The 15,745-nt window shown below is 62.7% G+C and carries 20 protein-coding genes and 2 pseudogenes; 10 read left to right on the top strand and 12 right to left on the bottom strand.

Going from position 1 to position 15,745, the window contains the following annotated elements; translation table 11 throughout:
* Positions 1-116 precede the first annotated feature (116 nt).
* Positions 117-1,331 carry a mandelate racemase/muconate lactonizing enzyme family protein gene (locus tag ABIB73_RS18875; protein WP_354226147.1) on the top strand — a complete coding sequence of 405 codons (1,215 nt, stop codon included), beginning with the start codon at positions 117-119 and terminating at the stop codon, positions 1,329-1,331.
* A 6-nt stretch (positions 1,332-1,337) separates the two neighbouring features.
* On the opposite strand, the gene ABIB73_RS18880 is transcribed toward ABIB73_RS18875, so the two are convergent.
* The 4 genes from ABIB73_RS18880 to rocF all read right to left on the bottom strand — a co-directional run bounded on the left by ABIB73_RS18880 (position 1,338) and on the right by rocF (position 4,670).
* On the bottom strand, positions 1,338-1,622 hold the full coding sequence (locus tag ABIB73_RS18880) for a hypothetical protein (RefSeq protein WP_354226149.1): 285 nt from the start codon (positions 1,620-1,622) through the stop codon (positions 1,338-1,340).
* Positions 1,623-1,733: 111 nt separating this feature from the next.
* Entirely contained in the window at positions 1,734-2,276 is a 543-nt protein-coding gene (locus tag ABIB73_RS18885) for a c-type cytochrome (protein WP_354226151.1), read from the bottom strand.
* Complete coding sequence (gene soxC, locus ABIB73_RS18890; RefSeq protein WP_354226153.1) at positions 2,263-3,534, bottom strand: sulfite dehydrogenase; 1,272 nt, start codon at positions 3,532-3,534, stop codon at positions 2,263-2,265. The genes ABIB73_RS18885 and soxC overlap by 14 nt, the downstream gene beginning before the upstream one ends.
* Before the next feature lie 158 nt (positions 3,535-3,692).
* Positions 3,693-4,670 carry an arginase gene (gene rocF / locus ABIB73_RS18895; protein WP_354226155.1) on the bottom strand — a complete coding sequence of 326 codons (978 nt, stop codon included), beginning with the start codon at positions 4,668-4,670 and terminating at the stop codon, positions 3,693-3,695.
* 287 nt (positions 4,671-4,957) lie between these two features.
* Between rocF and ABIB73_RS18900 the strand changes: the two genes are divergently transcribed.
* Positions 4,958-5,218 (top strand): hypothetical protein, encoded by a 261-nt coding sequence (locus tag ABIB73_RS18900; protein WP_354226157.1) that lies wholly within the window; start codon positions 4,958-4,960, stop codon positions 5,216-5,218.
* A gap of 4 nt (positions 5,219-5,222) precedes the next feature.
* On the opposite strand, the pseudogene ABIB73_RS18905 reads toward ABIB73_RS18900, so the two are convergent.
* Positions 5,223-5,561, bottom strand: a pseudogene (locus ABIB73_RS18905) (EAL domain-containing protein); the annotation flags it as partial.
* A gap of 247 nt (positions 5,562-5,808) precedes the next feature.
* Between ABIB73_RS18905 and ABIB73_RS18910 the strand changes: the two are divergent.
* Entirely contained in the window at positions 5,809-6,639 is an 831-nt protein-coding gene (locus tag ABIB73_RS18910; protein WP_354226159.1) for an alpha/beta fold hydrolase, read from the top strand.
* 225 nt (positions 6,640-6,864) lie between these two features.
* Here the strand turns inward: ABIB73_RS18910 and ABIB73_RS18915 are convergent, their stop codons facing one another.
* The 3 genes from ABIB73_RS18915 to ABIB73_RS18925 all read right to left on the bottom strand — a co-directional run bounded on the left by ABIB73_RS18915 (position 6,865) and on the right by ABIB73_RS18925 (position 8,375).
* Entirely contained in the window at positions 6,865-7,206 is a 342-nt protein-coding gene (locus ABIB73_RS18915) for a phasin (protein WP_354226161.1), read from the bottom strand.
* A gap of 145 nt (positions 7,207-7,351) precedes the next feature.
* Positions 7,352-7,537, bottom strand: coding sequence for a hypothetical protein (locus tag ABIB73_RS18920; protein ID WP_354226163.1), 186 nt, complete (start codon positions 7,535-7,537; stop codon positions 7,352-7,354).
* A gap of 448 nt (positions 7,538-7,985) precedes the next feature.
* The gene (locus tag ABIB73_RS18925) at positions 7,986-8,375 is read right to left on the bottom strand and encodes a hypothetical protein (RefSeq protein WP_354226165.1); all 390 of its coding nucleotides are present in this window, start codon (positions 8,373-8,375) and stop codon (positions 7,986-7,988) included.
* A 70-nt stretch (positions 8,376-8,445) separates the two neighbouring features.
* On the opposite strand from ABIB73_RS18925, the pseudogene ABIB73_RS18930 reads away from it, so the two are divergent.
* A pseudogene (locus ABIB73_RS18930) lies at positions 8,446-8,652 on the top strand (hypothetical protein); the annotation flags it as partial.
* A gap of 47 nt (positions 8,653-8,699) precedes the next feature.
* Here the strand turns inward: ABIB73_RS18930 and ABIB73_RS18935 are convergent.
* Together ABIB73_RS18935 and ABIB73_RS18940 are read right to left on the bottom strand one after the other, a co-directional pair.
* Complete coding sequence (locus ABIB73_RS18935) at positions 8,700-9,275, bottom strand: hypothetical protein (protein WP_354226167.1); 576 nt, start codon at positions 9,273-9,275, stop codon at positions 8,700-8,702.
* Between the two features lie 52 nt (positions 9,276-9,327).
* The gene (locus tag ABIB73_RS18940; protein WP_354226169.1) at positions 9,328-9,861 is read right to left on the bottom strand and encodes a GcrA family cell cycle regulator; all 534 of its coding nucleotides are present in this window, start codon (positions 9,859-9,861) and stop codon (positions 9,328-9,330) included.
* Positions 9,862-10,028: 167 nt separating this feature from the next.
* Between ABIB73_RS18940 and ABIB73_RS18945 the strand changes: the two genes are divergently transcribed.
* Positions 10,029-10,637, top strand: coding sequence for a S24 family peptidase (locus ABIB73_RS18945; protein WP_212301392.1), 609 nt, complete (start codon positions 10,029-10,031; stop codon positions 10,635-10,637).
* Positions 10,638-10,744: 107 nt separating this feature from the next.
* Positions 10,745-11,020: a hypothetical protein gene (locus ABIB73_RS18950; RefSeq protein ID WP_354226458.1), complete on the top strand. Its 276-nt coding sequence runs from the start codon at positions 10,745-10,747 to the stop codon at positions 11,018-11,020.
* Positions 11,021-11,057: 37 nt separating this feature from the next.
* On the opposite strand, the gene ABIB73_RS18955 is transcribed toward ABIB73_RS18950, so the two are convergent.
* Positions 11,058-12,032 carry a quinone oxidoreductase family protein gene (locus tag ABIB73_RS18955; protein WP_354226171.1) on the bottom strand — a complete coding sequence of 325 codons (975 nt, stop codon included), beginning with the start codon at positions 12,030-12,032 and terminating at the stop codon, positions 11,058-11,060.
* Positions 12,033-12,257: 225 nt separating this feature from the next.
* Between ABIB73_RS18955 and ABIB73_RS18960 the strand changes: the two genes are divergently transcribed.
* The 3 genes from ABIB73_RS18960 (at position 12,258) to ABIB73_RS18970 (ending at position 14,934) form a co-directional block, all read left to right on the top strand.
* Positions 12,258-12,458, top strand: coding sequence for a hypothetical protein (locus ABIB73_RS18960; protein ID WP_354226173.1), 201 nt, complete (start codon positions 12,258-12,260; stop codon positions 12,456-12,458).
* A gap of 146 nt (positions 12,459-12,604) precedes the next feature.
* Complete coding sequence (locus ABIB73_RS18965) at positions 12,605-13,552, top strand: AAA family ATPase (RefSeq protein ID WP_354226175.1); 948 nt, start codon at positions 12,605-12,607, stop codon at positions 13,550-13,552.
* A 5-nt stretch (positions 13,553-13,557) separates the two neighbouring features.
* Positions 13,558-14,934, top strand: coding sequence for a vWA domain-containing protein (locus ABIB73_RS18970; protein WP_354226177.1), 1,377 nt, complete (start codon positions 13,558-13,560; stop codon positions 14,932-14,934).
* A 24-nt stretch (positions 14,935-14,958) separates the two neighbouring features.
* Here ABIB73_RS18970 and ABIB73_RS18975 read toward each other — a convergent pair whose 3' ends face one another.
* On the bottom strand, positions 14,959-15,141 hold the full coding sequence (locus tag ABIB73_RS18975; protein ID WP_354226179.1) for a hypothetical protein: 183 nt from the start codon (positions 15,139-15,141) through the stop codon (positions 14,959-14,961).
* Between the two features lie 352 nt (positions 15,142-15,493).
* Between ABIB73_RS18975 and ABIB73_RS18980 the strand changes: the two genes are divergently transcribed.
* Entirely contained in the window at positions 15,494-15,715 is a 222-nt protein-coding gene (locus tag ABIB73_RS18980) for a hypothetical protein (protein WP_354226181.1), read from the top strand.
* The last annotated feature ends 30 nt before the right edge of the window (positions 15,716-15,745 follow it).

The following is a 15,745-nucleotide window of genomic DNA, read 5'->3' on the forward strand; positions in this document are numbered from 1 at the left end:
CCGGCCACTCTGTGGGCTTCACGCCGATCCGTCGTTAGCCTAACAATTGTGGCTGGGGCCGGGCTTGCGACCGGGCCACAAAAGCAACAACGCCCGGCCGGGCGACAGGGAGCGACATGACAAAATCATCAAAAGCAACAAGTCTCGAAATCCTCGCCTGCGACGCCGGCTGGAGAAACTACCATTTCGTCAAGGTGACAACCGAAGACGGCATCGTCGGCTGGAGCGAATTCGATGAGGGCTTTGGCTCGCCCGGCGTCGGCGCCGCGATCCAGCGCCTCTCTGCCCGCGTGATCGGGCAGAACGTCTTCCAGCACGAGCGCATTTTTGCCGAGCTGTTCGCGGCCACGCGTCCTGCCGCCGGCGGAGTAGTGGCGCAGGCACTCGGCGCAATCGAGAATGCATTGCTCGACGCAAAGGCGAAGTGCCTCGGCGTGCCCTGCTATGAACTGCTCGGCGGCAAGATCCGCGACCGCGTCCGGGTCTATTGGTCGCACTGCGCCACCTGGCGGATCAATCATCCATCCTGGTACAAGCCGCCGATCGAGAGCCTCGACGGCGTCAGGGCGATGGGACGCGAGGCGCGCGAGAAGAAGTTCACCGCGCTCAAGACCAATATCTTCTCCTATGACGACGGCAAGCCGACCGGCTGGCGACCCGGCTTCGGCTCGCCCTTTGCGCCCGAGATCAACGTCGACCGCAAGATCCTGCATGACTTGCGCATGCATCTGGAAGCGATCCGCGACGGTGCAGGTCCTGACGTCGACATCCTGCTCGACTGCAATTTCAACGCCAAGACTGAAGGCTACCTGAAGATCCTGCGCACCATCGCCGACCTCGACATGTTCTGGATCGAGATCGACAGCTTCAATCCGGACGCGCTCGGCTATATCCGAAGGCAGAGCCCGCATCCGATCTCGTCCTGCGAGACGTTATTGGGCCTGCGCGAATTCCTGCCCTATTTCCGCGAGCAGGCGATGGACGTCGCGATCATCGACACGCCGTGGAATGGCGTGTGGCAGTCGATGAAGATCGCGGCAGCTGCCGAAGCCTTCGAGGTCAACGTCGCGCCGCATAATTTCTACGGCCACCTTTGCTCGATGATGAACGCGCATTTCTGCGCCGCGGTGCCGAACCTGCGCATCATGGAGATCGACATCGATCGCCTCGCGTGGGACCGCGAGCTGTTCACGCACGAGCCTGAGATCCAACACGGCCACCTGGTCATTCCTGACCGACCCGGCTGGGGCACCGAGCCGAACGAAGACTCTCTTCGCGCTCATCCGCCGAAGACGACCGGCGGGCTCCTCAACTACGGCCGCAAGAGCTGAGCAGGACTACGGCGTCACGGGATTGACGGTCGGGGATGTTTTGGGCCCCGGCCGTTCCGGTTCAACCGGCGATTTCGGTTCGGTCGGAAGCACCTTCGCGCCAGCGGCGCGCGCGGCCTCGCCAGTCGTCGCGTACATCGCAACATGAGCCGGCTGCGTCTTGGCCCGGCTCCACGGTCCGTGGTCGACGATCAGCATCGCAGCAATCGTCACGCCGGCCACGATCAGCGCGATCACGCCGGGATGGCGAAGCGCTATGGAGATGGAGCTCGCGAAACGATCTGTTGCCATCAAAGAATCCATACTTTTCCTCTCGCGGGTTAACTCAATTGCGCCCCGACGAGTTCCGCCTCGATGTAAGCAAGTTCCGAGCCAATGCGCCGGAACTCATTAGGCACGGACTCAATGCTTCACATCGGGGCGTGCATCGCCGACGAATTTGTCCCGGTTCGGCATTTTGATGGCAGCGAGTGATTTTGCGTCGAGCGTCGCATCGGCTGCGACCAACCCATTCAAGTTCAGGATGTAGGCCGACACCGCGTACACGTCGTCATTGCTGAGTGACTGCGGCGCGTTCTGCGGCATGGCGCGGCGGATGTAGTCGAACAGCGTCGTCGCATAGGGCCAGTAGCTGCCGACAGTCCGGATCGGCTTGGGCGTACCAAGCGTTCCCTGCCCGCCGACGAGACGATCACCGAGGCCGCCCTCGCCCTTCTCGCCATGGCAAGAAGCGCATTGCTGAGCGAACACGTCGCGTCCCTGGCTGACCGAACCGCGCCCCTCCGGCAGATTGCTGCCATCGCGACCGACATCGATATTCCAGCCCGCGATCTCGGCAGCCGTCGCCGGCCGTCCGATGCCATAGGGACTTTGGGCCCGCGCATCGCTGACCCAAGCGCACAGCAGGATCGCGAAGGCAGTGCCGCAGATTTCACGCAAGCGCATTGGTCACCTCGCCGTCGGCCGCGACACGCCAGGGCCAGATCGCGTTGTTGTGGTAGAAATAATTCTCGCCGCGCACCGCGAGCAGCTCGGCGAGCGTTGGCTGAAAATAGCCGGTCTCGTCAATCGCGCGGCTCTGGATCACCGCGGGCTTGCCATCCCATCGCCATGGCAAACGGAAGCGCGTCAAAGCGCGTGTCAGCACGGGCTCTTGCAGTCGCGCCTCCTGCCAGCTCTTGCCGTCATCGACGGACACCTCGACACGAGCGATCTTGCCATGCCCGCTCCAGGCAATGCCGGTGATCTCGTGGAAGCCCGGCGCGCTCAGGCGTTGACCGCCCGAAGGACGTGTGATGATCGACTTCGCTTCCATATAGAAGGAAAATTCGCGCGCCGTGCCGTCCGGCAACAGGTCGGTATATTTGGAGGTCTCCTCGCGCGAGTAAGCGGGCTCTGCCGCGACGTGCAGCCGCCGCAGCCATTTCACGCTCATATTGCCTTCGAAGCCCGGCAGAAACAGCCGCAGCGGATAGCCCTGCTGCGGCCGCAGCCGTTCGCCGTTCTGGCTGTAAACCAGCATGGCATCCTCCAGGCATTTTTCGATCGGGATGCTGCGGGTCAGTGCGGCAGCGTCAGCACCTTCCGCAACGACCCATTTGGCTTCCGGCTTCAGCCCGGCTTCCTGGAGCACCAGCTTCAGGCTCACACCCGTCCATTCCGCGCAACTCAGCAAGCCCACGAGGTCCGATGCCGTCTTGCCATAGGGCTTGCTGTAACCGGGATTGCCGGAGCATTCGAGAAAGTGGATGCGCGACTCCGACGGGAAGCGCCGCAGATCGTCCATGGTGAAGATCAGCGGATGCTCCACGAGGCCGTGCAACACCAGCCGGTGCTCCGCCGGATCGATGGTTGGGACGCCGCCGTGATGCCGCTCGTAGAACAGGCCGTTCGGCGTGATGATGCCGTCGAGCTCCTGCAACGGCGTCCGGCCCGACGCGGAAATGTATTGCTTGAGATTTGGCGAGATGTTTTTGACCAGGCCCTTCTCGAACGGCGAGGGCGCGCCATAGGGCTGGCTTCCCATCGGCTCGCCCGGCGCCTTCATCCAGTCGGGAATGCTGGGAGGAAGGTTATCCGTTTCCGCAGCGGCAACGGTGCCTGAGCCAAGGATGGCGCCTCCCACTGCTGTGGCGCCACCTTGCAGGAAGCGACGTCGGGTGGTCGTCGCGGATTTTTCGTCGGCGTCGATAGTGCTGCTCATCGCGGTTCCTCGGCTGGCGCTGACCCGCATGAAACCTCCCGCGAAGCGCATTTGCAATTCGCACGTATTTCAAAAGCAGGCGATTTCGATCAGGACTGATCTAAATCCATCGGCCGGGCAGCAGTTCCCTTCTTTGCGATGCACAAACGGCTCGCGTCTCACTCGCCGGGTGCGATCGCGTTGCTGGGCGTCGGACGATCGGCGATCTGCTGGCCGAACAGGCTGCCGATCAGCTCGACCGCAGTGCGTGCCGTCCGACCCCGTTCGTCCAGGAACGGATTGAGCTCGACGATATCGACCGATCCGACCACGCCGGAGTCGTGCAGCAGTCCCATGATCAGGTGAGCCTCGCGATAGGTCGCCCCACCCGGCACCGTCGTGCCGACGCCCGGAGCGACGCAGGGGTCGAGGAAATCGACATCGAAGCTGACATGCAGCACGCCGTCGCTCGCCTTGACACGCTCGATGACGCGCCGGATCAGCACGGCAACACCGAACTCGTCGATCTGGCGCATGTCTGCAACCCTGATCCGGCGCGCGCGCATCAATTCCTTTTCGAGTTTGTCGATCGAACGCGTGCCGAACAAATCGAGCCTGTCGGGATCGATCGAGGCCCGCGGATCATCGCCCAGGAGACCATCGAGGCCCGGCTCGCCGCACAGGAATGCCGCCGACATGCCGTGCATGTTGGCGGTGATCGTCGTCTCCGGCGTGTTGTAGTCGGCGTGGGCGTCCAGCCAGAGCACGAATAGCTCGCGCTCGCGCTCCTGCCAATGCTGCGCCATCGCATTGACCGAGCCCATCGACAACGTGTGATCGCCGCCAAGGAAGATCGGGATCGCGCCCGTCTTTGCGATCTCATGGCCGCGACGACTGAGCAGGCGCGTCCAGCGCTGGATTTCACGGTAATGGTTGGCTTTCTCCGGCGGCCGATCGGCGAGATCGCTGAGTTCGGCCACGGAGAGATCACCGCAGTCTACGACCTCGAAATCCAGGCTCTCGAGCAATGTCGCAAGGCCGGCGGTGCGTAGCGCAGCCGGGCCCATCAGAGTGCCGCGCTGCGAGGCTCCCATGTCGATGGGTGCACCGAGCAACGCAATACGCCGGGCTCGATCCGGCATGGTCCGATCGGTCACGGCAATCTCCTGATCAGCAGCGTTGAGCCTTGGTGCCCCAGCCTAACAGAGATTCGCATCCGTCGTCTCACGGGGATGTCCCGGCGAAACACCATCGCGCGAGCCAACGTGGTCGGAACAAAATCCCGCGCGCCGCATTTCCACTGCAAGGCCGGCACCCGCCGTTTCACGACGGCGCCTGTCGCGGATAGCCAAAGGTCTTCGGACCCGCTGTTCAAAACTAGCGCTCGCGCGGATAGCCAAAGGTGCCGGCCTCATTCATCTCATCTGGAGCGGAGTTCACGAATTTGAAGACGGAAATTCCGCGGGCCATTCCGCAACCTGGCATGGCCGAGCGCGCCATCGACGCCGCAGTCGATGTCTCCCACTCGATCGGCGAAGTCGCGGGCGGCTTGCGCACTGCTGTCGATCGCCTCACCTACGCGATCGAGGAAGCGCGAAAGCCCGGACGGCCGCTCTCGACAGTCGCAGCGATCACCCGCGAAGCGCCGCTTGCCAGCTTGTTCGTCGCCTTCTTGTTCGGCGTCGCGGTTGCGCGCCGGCGCTAGCCCGTCAGGCAGCGGTGACAGCTTCGCGCTGCGCCGCCGGGAATTGCTTCTCGAACGCGTCGGCCGGCAGTGGGCGACCGAAGAAGTAGCCCTGCCATTCCTCGCATCCCATGCTGTCCAGGAAGTCGGCCGTCGCGCGGTTCTCGATGCCTTCGGCCACGACCGTAAGATTGAGCCGCTTGCTGAGGCCAATGGTCGAGCTGACGATCGCGGCTTCGTCGGAATCCGCGAGCAAGTCGAGCACGAAAGAGCGATCGATCTTAAGTCCATCGAGCGGAAACTTCTTCAGATAGCTCAGGCTCGCATAGCCCGTGCCAAAGTCGTCGAACAGGATGCGGACGCCGCCCGACAATGAGCGCCGCAGCCCGCGCTTTCTGTTCACGCTCTCGAGTGCCTTCCGGCTCTGCCCGGAACGCAGCAAGGCAAGCTGCCTCTAGCCGTGCTAGCCTTGCCATTGCACGGCCGCATGCGGCCCCTTTTGAGGCCCTCCTCACAGACTTGCCTAAATTTAATCCCGTAGCGTGCTCACGATCGCTCGATCCGGGAGTTCCTAATGACCATCTTCAGTCAAAAGTGATTGAAACGGAACCATGAAGAAAGTGTTTGCAATTCTGGCTTTCCTCTGCGCCCTCGGGGTCGCCCAGTATGTCGTCGTCAGCAAATTCGCGATCCGTCACGAGATGCTGACCTTGTTCGACGCCGCGCGCCAGCGACCGATCTCGGTCGAGATCGCGGTGCGGCGCGACTACGAGACCAAGGCCAATCTCGGCCTCTGGAAGCTTCCGCTCGCCATCATCAGCAATGGCAATACCGTCAAGGCCACCGAGTATTCCTTCCTCGCCAACGTGCTCGCCGCACGCGGTTATCTCGTCGCTAGCATCCAGCAGGACCTGCCGAGCGATCCGCCCCTGATGACCCATGTCGGCCAGCCCTATGTCGGCCGGCGCGAAGTCTATATCCGCTGCGAGTCTAATATCCTCTTCGTGCTGAATGAGCTGAAGGGTCGGCAGGAGAATGCCGACTACGATCACATCACGCTGGTCGGTCATTCCAACGGCGGCGACGTCTCCATGTATGTCGCCCGTCAGCATCCCGAACTGGTGTCGAAGGTGATCACGCTCGACAATCTCAGGGTGCCGTTCGTGCGCAACGACCGCATGAAGATCCTGTCATTCCGCTCGAAGGACCCGAACTTCGTGACCGATCCCGGCGTGCTGCCGACACCGGAAGAGGCCAAGGCGCGCGGCATCGACATCATCCATACCGGTGCGCAGCACACCGAGATGAGCGACCGCGGCCCCGAGTCGGTCAAGGAGAAGATCCAGGCGACGCTCGATCGCTTCCTGCGCGACAGCGCCAGCAGTGCGCTCGCGCCGGCCGATACGACCAGCCCGATGATCATGAACCCGGGCGATTATTAGCCGGGAACGCCTTGCAGCAGATCGTGCTGCGGCGGAGCACGGACTTTGCGCCAGCCCGCAAAATGCAAATCCCTGCCGGTTGAACCGACAGGGATCAGCAGAAAGGATGATGGACGGCGGATGACGTTCATCCGGTGGCCCGTCATGGACCTGCACCGGAATTGAAATGCGCATCGCACCGCCGCGCAAGATCAATTTGTGAGCAGACGGCGGCGCCTTGCATACTCAGGACTTGCCCTTGCCCGGCTGCATGAAGTTGCCGGTCATCTGGCGCATGTGATCCCCGGCATTGGTGAACTGGCTGCGCAGGAATTCGGATTGGATCCGCATGGCTTCCTGAACATCCGTTGCGTGCACGAGCTTGCGCGCGTGCTCGAACGCCGCCTTCATGTTCTGCTCGGTGAAAGCTAGCGCCTGCTTGGACACATCCGCGCCTGCCCCCGGGACCGACGACATGGACTTGGTGGCGGCGTCGAAAAACATGCCGAAGGCCCTTTCAGCCTGGTCGATCGTCTTCTCGGCCAGGTCGCGCAGTTCGGCCGGAACTTCGAGCTTCGGTTCGATCATGGTCGCTCTCCTCCCTCTTTTTCCCCTGATTATCACATTTGTCGCACCGCCTTCCAGCGGCCAGACTCCGGTCACGGCCGCCACCTGGCGGTCCCTTCTTCGGCCGGAAAGATGGACAAAATGTAATGCCGGCGCGGGGCCCGGCTCAAGACAACGGATGTTCGGGGAGGGTTTCGTCGGTGACGAGGTCTTCGACGAGCTTGATGACCTCAAAGCGCTGCCGGGGCGCGAGCTTGAGAAAGGCGCGCAGCAGGCGGAGACTTTCCACGGTACTGTTCGCGGGCGCGCCGAGCCTGAGATGCAGTTCAGCCGCGAAATTGAGGTTTTTCATCTCGCACCTATGACAAGGATCGGCCTTCGTGGTCGACGTCGGGGTCCCGATCGAGAACCGGACGCCGTCACCGAACACCATGGCGACGACGAACTCTCGGCCGGGGCACCCCAGCGGGTTGGCACGCTGAACTACACATCTGAACGGACTCGGCCCGACCCGAGAAGTTGTAATTATGCCAAGGAACAACCCCTCGGGCAAGCCAAACCGTAAGACTTAGCGATGCTTCGTCGGCATCGCGCCACGGCAATTCCGGATAACAGGAATATGCACCGCCGTCACCCACCTGCGTCAAGAAGCGGCATCACTCGCGCGCGCAGCCCTGATCGCTGTCAATCTGCACAGCCTTTCGCCTTGTTTTCCGCTGTGAACAGAGATTCGCAGCCGCGGACTAGCGCTTCTTCAGTATACACGTGGTCGTTGAGTCCGACCTGGGCGGTTGCATCGTCTACGAAATGGATGTCGGCCTCGCAGCCGGTCTCCAGCGTCCTGATCCGAGCGAAGCGGCAAGCACTTTGGGATCGGCGTTCCTGTCGGCGCGCCGCATCTCGTCGAATGCGCCCTGGAAAAGCATGTCAGGACCATAGTCGGTCACCTTGTATTGCGGCTTGGCGCAGGCAAACGGACGCGGACCGGAGATCTCCCCGCCTTTGAGGACCATCGTCTTGCCGATCAGCCGCGCCCGGTCGGCTCCGTCAGGCTTGCGCTGCGGATCGGCCCATGGTTCCGCCAGGGCCGTCGTGAATGTCCAGCTTCCGAGATAGAAGGGATCGGCGACCATGACGGAGCCGGCCATGCCGAGAGACATGAAAAGACATACTGTGCCGGTGAATTTCATCTGACGGGTCCCCTTGATCTACCGGCTTGGACTCGCCGCTCCGCGTCAGGGTTCATCATTGGCAATATTTCTCGCGACGCTCGGCGGCAACGATGCAAGCGCGGTCGCGCACGCACTGGCGCAGAAGGGCGATCTCACCGTCTGGCCGTACAACGTGCATCGCGGCCAGAACGGTGAATTGCAGCAGGCGCCGACCGCCAGGATCGGGCTGCTCGCCAACGCCTCGCTCCGCGTCGAGCCTTACACCACGCCCTACCAGGTCGTGCCGCATCGGTAAGGGATAGCCGAGGCACGCCGACGACGAAGGCCGCCGGCGCACTCTTGTCATCGGCACCGCTCGAGGCGCTGCACTGACGCTTCGGTCGCAAAGCCGTAGACCAGCGCCAGCCGGTCGAGGCATTCGCGAAAGCGTCGCGCGAAATAGTCGTTCCAGCGCTGGGTGCGGACGGCGCGACGCTGCCCGATCTGATCCATGGTCAGCCCCAGCACCAGCACATCATGCACCAGGACGGCACCGTCGGTGCCGAGCTCGCGCTCGACCCGGTTCAGCCGGAGCACCGCCCGGCGCTGGCTCTCGGTGATGGGCTCGCGGGAGCGTGCGCCGTCGACATATTCGCGAGTCGGATCCATCGCCTGAGGGCCCCGCTCCGCCCTCTCCCAGTCGTCCTGGTAGGCGCGGCCTCCGCGATATTGCGCCTCATGGATCTGGTGGTGTGAGTGCAGCCGGCCGAGCGGATCATTGCGGATTGACCGGATCGCCACGATCTTCTCGTCCGGATCGAGCGCCAGGGGATTGTCGACCTCAACCTCCGTCACCGCGGCATTGAACGGCAAGTCGCGCGACCGCCGGTCGTGAAGCTTGGCCAACTTGTAAGACATATTGCGTCTGACACGTCCCACTCGGAAACTCCTTGCGAAATTGACGTTGGAAGGAATGGCTGGGCCTTGCGCGTCAGGCGGCGGGGACCAGCCTCAACACGACGGCACCGGCAGTGCGGCCCGAAGCGGGTCCGGGACCGCGGGTCACGCCCGCATGCGGCGCGCAATAGCTTGAACCGGGCTGACGCGGGTGACCGCAGAAGGCGATCTCCTCTCCGTCCTTGTCGCCGCCATAGGGATAGCGGCAGTCGCCTCGTTCGAGTTCGACAAGCGGGACCAAGCGCGGCCGGACACCGACGCAGCGCAATTTGACCGGTTTGGCCGGCTTCAGCGCCGATTGCGGCGGCAAATTCAGGTTCGGTAACGCTGGACGGCGCGTCGAGAGCAATCCGAGCTCACCGGGCAAGGATGGCACGATTGATGGACTCGTCATCCGTACCGGCGCGGCGAGCCCCAGCCGCTTGGCGCGGCCGACCACTGCGTTGCGCGTGTAAGCCGTTCCAAACTTTGCGTTAATCTCTCTCCCGATCTCCGCATAAGACATTCCCTTGAGAAAATAGTCGCGAAGCGCGTCGGAGTGCTCCGACGACCAATGGCCCGGTTCCATGCTGCTGTCCCGTGATGCGCCTCCGCCGATCGCACGATCCGGAGGCAGAACGGCACATTCCGGTATTCCGAAACAAAAGTCAAGCTAGATTTCTGATATTCATAATTGCATCAATTCCGAATTTCGGATTACAAGAGGCAAGACGATGGGCAATCGAGGGAATCACCATGTTGGACGTTGCAATGATCGAGCGGGGCCTGGAGAAGACGGGCAAGAGCAAGGGCGGGCTGGCCGCGGCAATGGGCGTACGCCCGGGCGCGGTGTCGGAAATCCTCGGTGGCGAACGCCTGGTGAAGGCCTCGGAAATCATTCCGATCATGGAATATCTCGAGCTGAACCTCGCGCCGATCATGGGCCGGGTCGGCGCCGGCGCCGTGATCGAGCCGGATTTCGAGCAGGTTCCTCCGGAGGGGCTCGGCGACATCGCGCTGCCCTTCCCGATCATGGAAGAGACCGTCGCCTTTGAGATCGTCGGCGATTCGATGCTGCCCAAATACGAGAGCGGCGACGTGATCGTGGTCTACAAGGACCAGCGCCATCCGCTATCGAGCTTCTACGGTGAAGAGGCCGTGGTCCGGCTCAAGACCGGCGAGCGCTATTTGAAGACCATCGAGCGGGGCAAATCCCCCTCCGTCGTCAATCTCAACAGCTTCAACGCCAAGCCGATCGTCGGCGTCAAGCTCGACTGGGTCGGGGAGATCTGCCTCTCGATGCCCAAGGGCCAGCTCGAGCGGCTGCGCGCCAAGTCGGCCCGCCCCCGCAAGAAGGGCAGGTAGGCGCGTCGGCGCCGATTTCCGATTTTTGGAAATCACCCTTGACTTGATTCCGTTTTTCAGAAATACTCTTGCCGCGCTCCGACCACAGGGCGCGGCAGGACCGTTTGATGCAGTATTTCGTCGTGATGATCGATTATGGGCGGCGCGGCCGCGAGGCGATCGTCGACCCCGAAATCACAAGGCGCGAGGTCATCTCCCGCATCGCCTCGGGCGAGTATCGAAATATCTGTTTCATCCACGAGATCGTAGAGAGCTCCGTCGAGGACGTGACCGAGGCCATCCTGACCGAAGCCGCCCTCCCCCAAATCCCGCCTGAAGATGTCGATCTCCAGGCGATCCGCCTCGATCACGCCCGCGACCTGCGCAAGCACGAACGGACGTGACGCAGGCCTGCCGCCCGCGCCACCGTCCGTCCGGTGATCACACCGTAAGAACAGTCGATCCCGTGGTCTTGCGCGCGGCGAGATCCGCATGCGCCTTTGCGGCGTCCTTCAGCGCATAGGTCTGGCGCACCTCGATCTTGACCGCGCCGGACTTGACGACGTCGAACAGCTCGCTCGCCATTGCAACCAGGCTCTCGCGCTTGGCGGCATAGGTGAACAGCGTCGGCCGCGTCACGTAGAGCGAGCCCTTCTGCGCCAGCAGACCGAGATTGAGCGGTTCGACCGCACCGGAGGAGGCGCCGAACAATGCAGCGACGCCGAGCGGCGCGAGGCAGTCCAGCGATTTCAGGAACGTGTCCTTGCCGACGGAATCATAGACCACCGGCACCTTCTTGCCGCCAGTGATCTCATCGACGCGCTTCACGAAATCCTCGCGGCTGTAGATGATGACGTGATCGCAGCCATGTGCCTTAGCGAGTTTTGCCTTCTCATCGTTGCTCACCGTGCCGATCACGGTCGCACCGAGATGCTTGGCCCATTGGCTCAGGATCAAGCCGACGCCGCCGGCCGCAGCATGCAGCAGGATGGTGTCGCCGGCCTTCACCCGATAGGTCTGCCGGATCAGATATTGCGTGGTGAGCCCCTTCAACATCATCGCAGCCGCGGTCTTGTCGTCGACGCCGTCAGGCAGCTTCAACAGCCGGTCGGCGGGGATAAGCCGCGCCTCGGAATAGGCGCCGAGCGGCGAAGCGCCATAGGCGACGCGGTCGCCCGGCTTCAGATCGGTGACGCCGGGCCCGACCTCCTCGACGACACCGGCCGCCTCGCTGCCGAGCCCGCTCGGCAATTGCGCCGGATACACACCCGAGCGGTTATAGATGTCGACGAAGTTGAGACCGACGGCGGTGTGGCGGATACGCGCTTCGCCCGGTCCGGGCTTGCCGACGCTGACCTCCTCCCACACCAGGACTTCCGGACCGCCGGTCTTGTGAAAACGAATGGCATGCGTCATGGGGTTGCTCCCTTATCGTTGCAGTGAAGGTCCGTGAAAAGCGGATCGGCCTGTGAAATAGGCATTTGGTCTGCCCGTTACAGTACAGAGACGTAACAAGAATGTCACAGCGAACGACAAACCCTCGCCGTTCCGCCTCTGTTCGAAAGAGTTGATGACGGCGCCGACGCGACCGGCAGTAGCCTCTGCGCGGGGTTTGGTGGTCGCCTGCGAAGGAGAGCCGAGATGCCAGCTTATGTACAGCATCATCAGGATATCGAAATCGCGCCCGTGATTTGCCCCACCTGCATGGGGTTCCTGCCGATGTATGTGCGCGAGGTCGAGCCGCACTGGAGCCTTGCCAAGATCGACTTCGTCTATGAATGCGCCGATTGCGGCGCCGAGGTCAGACAGACCATCCGCAAGCCGGAGCTGCAGCGGCACTGACCGCACGTCGGCCATCGCTTAAGTATTTGCGCTGAACGGAAAAAGCGACCGTCAGCGCGGGTCAGGCCCGTCCCAAACGAGGCTTGTTCTTTGCCGGGAACGCAGGCAGAACAAGCCTCAAGCAAGACCTTTGGGAGCGCCCATTCGTGGCTGAACAGAAGCCCTCGACCGCGATCGAGGCAGTGGAGAGCGGCCTCGCCGCGCAAGGCTATATCGCGAGCCGGCAGATCGCGACCGCCGTCTATTTGTCGCAACAGATCGAGAAGCCGATCCTGGTCGAAGGCCCCGCGGGCGTCGGCAAGACTGAGCTTGCCAAGGCGATCGCCGCCTGGCGCGGCATGAAGATGATCCGCCTGCAATGCTACGAAGGCCTCGACGAGGCCAAGGCGCTCTACGAGTGGAAATACGCCAAGCAGCTGCTCTACACCCAGATCCTCAAGGACAAGCTCGGCGAAGTCCTTGGCGGCGCGCAGACGCTGCATGCTGCGCTCGATCAGCTCCATGATTTCGGCGACGTGTTCTTCTCCAAGGAATTCGTCGAGCCGCGTCCCCTGCTCCAGGCGCTGGAGCAGCCGGGCGGCTGCGTGCTGCTGATCGACGAGATCGACAAGTCGGACGCGGAGTTTGAATCGCTGCTGCTGGAGATCTTGTCCGACTTCCAGGTCACGATCCCCGAGCTTGGCACCGTCTCAGCGATTACGCCGCCGACGGTAATCCTCACCTCTAACAGCGAGCGCGACCTCGGCGACGCCCTGAAGCGGCGCTGCCTTCATCTGCATATCGGCTTCCCCGAGCAGCGGCTTGAGGAACGCATCGTCGAGAGCCGCGTGCCCGGCATCTCGCAGACGCTGCGCCGGCAGATGGTGGGCTTCATCCACGAAATCCGCTCGCTGGATCTGAAGAAACTGCCCTCCGTCAGCGAGACTATCGACTGGGCGCGCGTGCTGGTGCTGTTGCAGGCCTCCGAGCTCGACACCGAGATCGTCAAGGATACGCTCAACGTGCTCCTGAAATACGAAGCCGACATCGAGGCCGCATCGCCCCAGATCACGACCTTCATTGCCAAGGCAGCACGATCCAACGTCTTCGGTTGACGCCGATGCGCGAGAACATCCATCGTTTCTTTCGGGCGGCACGTGGCGCGGGCGTACACGTCTCGCCCGCCGAAAGCATCGATGCGATGCGCGCGGTTGCGCAGGTCGGCGTGTCCGATCGTGCTATACTGCGCGACACCCTCCTTCTGACCCTCGCCAAATCGCAGGACGAGAAGATCGCGCTCGGCGACTGTTTTGATCTGTTCTTCAGCCAGCCTGAACCGCGGCAGGATCAGCCAGAGGACGACAACAACGACACGTCGCAGGACGCCGATCAATCTCCCTCGTCGGGTGAGGCCAGCGAAGCGGGCGAAGGTCCACCGCCCGAGGAACTAGGCCCGCTTGCGCAGATGCTGCTGTCACAGGACCGCAACGTGATCGCAGCCGCCATCGCCAGCGCGGCCGGCGCGGCGTCCCTGTCCGACATCCGTTACTCCACTCAGCGCGGAATTTTTTCCAGCCGTATCCTCAATGCTATGGGTCTCCAGCGCCTGCGCGACGATCTCGACGAGCTGACCGCGACCAATCCGGCATTGGCCGAGCGCCTGCGCGCCGCGCTCGACGCCTTGCGCGAAGCGGTGCGCGACACCGTCTCGCAGGGGCTTGCGCTCTATGCCCGCGAAGAGGCCGAAAACCTGCGCAACGAGATCCTGCGCAATGCGCCGCTCGCGCGCATCGAGCGGCGTCAGGTCGCGGAAATGCGGGCGCTGATCCGACAGATCGCGCGGCGCCTGCGCGAGCGCTATTCGAAACCGCGCAAGCGCCAGCGCCGCGGTCATCTCGACGTTCGCCGCACACTCCGCCGCAACGCCGCCTGGGGCGGCGTGCCCTTTCTCACCGCGTGGAAGCGCAAGCACCGGGACCGGCCGAAGATCGTGGCACTCTGCGACGTCTCCGGCTCGGTCGCGCAGGTCTCGGATTTCTTCCTGCTCCTGATCCACTCCCTGCACGAAGTCGTCGACGACGTCCGCTCCTTCGCCTTCTCCTCGCATATGATCGAGGTCAGCGAGATCCTGGAATCGAAGTCGCCGGAAGAAGCGATGGCCGAGATCATGTCCAAGGTCGGCTTCGGCTCGTCCGACTACGGCTCTTCACTGGTCGATTTCGAGAAAGATTTCATGAGTGCGCTGACGCCGCAGACCACGGTGATCGTGCTCGGCGATGCCCGCAGCAACAACCTCGATCCGCGGGCCGACATCCTGCGCCGCGTCTCCGAACGCTCGAAGCGGCTGGTCTGGCTCAATCCCGAAGGGCGGCTCGCCTGGGGCTTTGGCGATTCCGAGATGCCGCGTTACGCGACATTTTGCAGCGCAGTGCGGCAATGCGCCACCGCACAGCAGCTCGAGCGCGCGGTGTCCGATATCGTTGCGACTTATCAGTAAGCGGTGATCGGCTCGCCTCGGGCGTCAGGCGGCGTTCAGCTCGGCCCGCGCGAGATTGCACTCCCAAAAGTGATAAGCGATTTCGTCGAGCGCGCGCTGTTCCCATTCCTGGGCCTGCGCAAGCCAGAACACCCGGCGCTCGAAATCCAGCGCGGCGCGCTCACGGCAAAGGAATTCCTGACTGCGAATTTCCACCAGCCTTTTCATGCACTCACACTCCTATCGTGTGAAGCCAATTCCCTCGAATCAGCGTAACAGAGTTACGAACCCCTCGCCTCATGATTTCTCTGCGTATCGCGACGCAGAATGGGACAGCGGTGCTTCCCGTGCATTGCGGTAGCTCGCGTCGCACGATCAAGAGCAAATCATCAATAAGTGATCCGGGACCCGGACGATATTCGTGCCTGAGCGATCTTAACTCTTGCGACGCAACGATGTGCGGCAATTTGTGAAGAGACGTTCTAAACAGCTCACCGGATTCCGGACTCATTGTCGTCGCATGGTCTTCACGCAGCGCCGCTAACAGGGGCGCGCGAGCAGTACTAGCACTCGAGGCAACATGAGCAACGACGTCGACTTCGATCTTTCACCGGACCAGTGGGAAACGCTGCGTGCGCTTCGCAACCCGGTGTCGAACGGTCGCCTCTCGAAGGCTTACCTCCTCGAAAGCCTCGTCAAGCTGGACCTTGTCGTCATCAACGGTGGCGTACCCGCGATGACGCCGACCGGACGCAAGGTATTGGTACGCGGATCGTGCCGGCTGCTGGACGTCACGGCCTGATGAGCTCCTCATCTGACTGCGCCATCGCCT

The organism is Bradyrhizobium sp. F1.4.3 (genome assembly GCF_040548375.1).
Classification (GTDB): Bacteria; Pseudomonadota; Alphaproteobacteria; order Rhizobiales; family Xanthobacteraceae; genus Bradyrhizobium.

Bases quoted from the DNA above. Each gene is read 5' to 3' on its own strand.
- ABIB73_RS18960 (WP_354226173.1), top strand. From the start codon at position 12,258: ATGCCAGCTTATGTACAGCATCATCAGGATATCGAAATCGCGCCCGTG.
- ABIB73_RS18885 (WP_354226151.1), bottom strand. From the start codon at position 2,276: ATGCGCTTGCGTGAAATCTGCGGCACTGCCTTCGCGATCCTGCTGTGC.
- ABIB73_RS18955 (WP_354226171.1), bottom strand. From the start codon at position 12,032: ATGACGCATGCCATTCGTTTTCACAAGACCGGCGGTCCGGAAGTCCTG.
- ABIB73_RS18980 (WP_354226181.1), top strand. From the start codon at position 15,494: ATGAGCAACGACGTCGACTTCGATCTTTCACCGGACCAGTGGGAAACG.
- ABIB73_RS18970 (WP_354226177.1), top strand. From the start codon at position 13,558: ATGCGCGAGAACATCCATCGTTTCTTTCGGGCGGCACGTGGCGCGGGC.
- ABIB73_RS18875 (WP_354226147.1), top strand. From the start codon at position 117: ATGACAAAATCATCAAAAGCAACAAGTCTCGAAATCCTCGCCTGCGAC.
- ABIB73_RS18975 (WP_354226179.1), bottom strand. From the start codon at position 15,141: ATGAAAAGGCTGGTGGAAATTCGCAGTCAGGAATTCCTTTGCCGTGAG.
- ABIB73_RS18915 (WP_354226161.1), bottom strand. From the start codon at position 7,206: ATGATCGAACCGAAGCTCGAAGTTCCGGCCGAACTGCGCGACCTGGCC.
- ABIB73_RS18940 (WP_354226169.1), bottom strand. From the start codon at position 9,861: ATGGAACCGGGCCATTGGTCGTCGGAGCACTCCGACGCGCTTCGCGAC.
- soxC (WP_354226153.1), bottom strand. From the start codon at position 3,534: ATGAGCAGCACTATCGACGCCGACGAAAAATCCGCGACGACCACCCGA.
- ABIB73_RS18920 (WP_354226163.1), bottom strand. From the start codon at position 7,537: ATGAAAAACCTCAATTTCGCGGCTGAACTGCATCTCAGGCTCGGCGCG.
- ABIB73_RS18910 (WP_354226159.1), top strand. From the start codon at position 5,809: ATGAAGAAAGTGTTTGCAATTCTGGCTTTCCTCTGCGCCCTCGGGGTC.
- ABIB73_RS18880 (WP_354226149.1), bottom strand. From the start codon at position 1,622: ATGGCAACAGATCGTTTCGCGAGCTCCATCTCCATAGCGCTTCGCCAT.
- ABIB73_RS18945 (WP_212301392.1), top strand. From the start codon at position 10,029: ATGTTGGACGTTGCAATGATCGAGCGGGGCCTGGAGAAGACGGGCAAG.
- ABIB73_RS18950 (WP_354226458.1), top strand. From the start codon at position 10,745: ATGCAGTATTTCGTCGTGATGATCGATTATGGGCGGCGCGGCCGCGAG.
- ABIB73_RS18925 (WP_354226165.1), bottom strand. From the start codon at position 8,375: ATGAAATTCACCGGCACAGTATGTCTTTTCATGTCTCTCGGCATGGCC.